Source organism: Microbacterium sp. 69-10 (assembly GCF_001897945.1).
In the GTDB taxonomy this organism is placed as follows: Bacteria; Actinomycetota; Actinomycetes; order Actinomycetales; family Microbacteriaceae; genus Microbacterium.
In genome coordinates, this window is sequence record NZ_MKRT01000012.1 from 36,744 (window position 1) to 39,625 (window position 2,882).

At 64.4% G+C, this 2,882-nt stretch carries 2 protein-coding genes; one reads left to right on the plus strand and one right to left on the minus strand.

The window, feature by feature from the left end; genetic code table 11:
• A partial coding sequence (locus BGN97_RS04775; RefSeq protein WP_292698477.1) for a hypothetical protein occupies positions 1–2,001 on the minus strand: 2,001 nt, incomplete at its 3' end.
• Positions 2,002–2,197: 196 nt separating this feature from the next.
• On the opposite strand from BGN97_RS04775, the gene BGN97_RS04780 reads away from it, so the two are divergent.
• Positions 2,198–2,882 (plus strand): NaeI family type II restriction endonuclease (locus BGN97_RS04780; RefSeq protein ID WP_292698479.1); only part of this gene is annotated, 685 nt, incomplete at its 3' end.

The following is a 2,882-nucleotide window of genomic DNA, read 5'->3' on the forward strand; positions in this document are numbered from 1 at the left end:
GTTGGCGTCCCTGCATGCCCGTTTCCATGCGTCGAGGACATCGATGTCGAGGTCATACTCGTTCGGCTTTGATGAACCGATCTCTGTGAGCCGCCATCGGTTTCCGCGTCGTTGGGCGAGCCACCGGGCGGTTGAGGCGGCACTGATTTCGAAACACGGTGAGTGGAGCTCGATGTCGATGCTGGATAGGAACACGGGCGGTTCGGTTTCCGCCAGGCGCTCGGTGCGTCCGTTAGCGTGCAGGAGCCAAGATTCGTCCCGGCCGCGACGCACGAGGATGGGGTACGAATCCGACGGGTCACTCACGCGGGCGCCAGTTACGGCGAGCAGGTGGCCTTGTGCACTCATCTGAGCGTCCTGAGTCCAGCCAAGTGAGGCTGTGCCGGGTGGCTGGGAAGGGTCCGGCCCTTCCTCCAGCGTGGTGAAGGAGAGCTCTTGCCCGTCTGCGTCCACGATGTGACGGCCCGTGTCGCTGATGAAGCGGCGCAGCTCTAGCGGAAACCCGTTTGCCTGGAGCTGTTCGCGCCGACCGTCGAGTGTCACGGTCGCGGTGCGTGAGTCGGGCCCAGAGGGTAGTAGCAGGTCCGGTTCGCCGCCGATGAGATAGTGCGTGCCTGAGATCGATGTGGCGAGAGGAAGGCCACGGACGAGCCGGGCACGAGGGATGGCAGCGGGCGTGACGCCGATGCGACGAAGGCCCGGAAGCCCCGCGAGGGCTTCCTCGAGTATCCCTCCGTTAGTAAAGCGAACGCCCTGAAACAGGGCATATCCGGAGAGAAGAACAGATCCACGCTGAGGGAGGAGGCGCCAGCCGTCAACGGCGGCCTGGCTGAGTACCTGCCGAAACTCCGTGACGTGAGGGGCGCTAATAGCGACCAGATGCTCTTCGAAAGGAAGCATTCCAGGTACGGACGTCCAGGCACCCGTTTGCGCGTCCGGGCTCAGGAAAAGCACGGGGGATGGAGGAAACTCTGCCGTGAACTCATTACCTCGTAGCCGGAGCCCGGAAGACAGCAACTCCGGCGTCACTGCCGGGCTTCCTTGGACCGAGTAATAGTCAAGTCCAGTAACAGACGTGAGGCTTACTTCCCGGTCGCTGCCGGGCGCGAGCACAGCAAGCTTGTCGGGGCCGCCCGGAGGAATAGGAAAAAGCCAACGAGCCTTCCAGGCGTCGATATCGATGCTCAGCCGGATTTCGATCCGCTGTTTCCCCTCGCCGGTCAGCACCCGGCCGTCCCATGCTTGCGCGTGGGCCTCGACGACGATGGCGAGGAGCGGGCGGAGGTCCGCGTCACCCAGGGCCCGCATGAATGCCTCGCTGAGACGGTTCTGAGCGGCTGCTGTCCAGACATCGAGCGCGGCGGCAATCACGCGAGCATCGGGGACGGCACCGGGAGTGACGTCGAGAGCCTGGAAGAAGCGGGTGAGCGCCATGCGGTCGCTCTGGCGTACGAGTGCTTGCGACAGCGGGTAGCCGATCCGCTGGAGGTGGGGGTGGTCCCGGATGGTCGAGGCGCCTATGGCGCCGTCTTGCGCTTCTATCCAGCCGTGCAGCCCGCGCCACATCTCCACGACGTCAAGAAAGGCACCGCCCTCTCTGAGATCGTTGCGGAGTGTCCCGATGGCCTCGACGTCGGCGCCTGGGCAGAGTGCTTGCGCGAGCCGGAGATAGTAGTTAGTCGAGCGCGCATCCGCGTCCGATCGCATCCTGGTCGCTGCGAGGACAGTAAGGGCGATAACTGGCAGAACCGGCGGCGGGTCAAGTTGCGGGCTGCGCTGCCATTGCCGGTGAGAAGCCATGATGGGCGCGAACATGGATCGGCCATCGACGAGCCTGAGCCTGCTGCGTACCGCTTCGGCGAGGTCGTCGGCCGCGTTCTCCGCCTCTGGGCGGAAGCGGGCAAGCTCGCTGTCATCGAGGAATAGCACAGTTGGGCCCTGGGGCGGGATGAGGAAGGCGGCAGAAAGCACCCGCTGCCAATCCTCGTATCCTCCCGCCATAGCGCCAGCTCCTTCGGTCACCGCCTAAGCGTCAGGTTAGCAATGCCATCGGACACGGCAGGCGCACGGGCACTTCTCATTCATGCCACTCCGGATATTGGGGGTCGGATTGCCGGCGAAGTCAGCGACCGCCGCATCAGGCGGCGACTTGACTCGGGGACCAGGAGTCAAGGGGTCTACCTTCTAGAGTGGTCGCATGGGCTTGTTCGAACTGGAAGAGCCTCCGCACGACGACGCGGTGGCCGAGGTCGCTACGGTGCTCCGAGCCCTCGATCCGGACGGGCAGCGGATGGCGAAGGTGTTCCGTGCGACCTTCGACCAGCTCTACGACGGCCAGCACACGGGCCGGTACCGGCTCGATCAGCTGTTCAAGACCGAGAAGACCCACTTCGGTACCCTCGCTGAGATCAACCTCCAGCGTGAGTTGCGGCTCGATGACGGTCAGGTGCTCGACTTCTCGATCGCCAACCACGAAGTGGACTGCAAGTACTCCCATACCGGCGCCTGGATGCTCCCCATTGAGAGCTTCGAGCAGATCGTCCTGGTCACACAGGCCGACGACGCGAAGTCCGTGTGGAGTGCGGGCTTGGTGCGGGTGAGCGAGCAGAACCGCCGCACCAGCGAGAACCGCGATCGCAAGACCGGCCTCAATGCGCACGGCCGCTCGCAGATCCTCTGGCTGCACAGGGACGCGCCGATGCAGCCCAACGCCCTGCTTCAGCTGCCGCCGCACGTCGTCGGCGAGATCATGAGCGGACGAAGCGGGCAGGCCCGGCTCAATGAGCTGTTCCGGAGAGCAACCAACTTGCGCCTGTCACGCAACATCATCGCGACCGTAGCCCAGCAAGACGACTACATGAAGCGCGTCCGCGACAATGGCG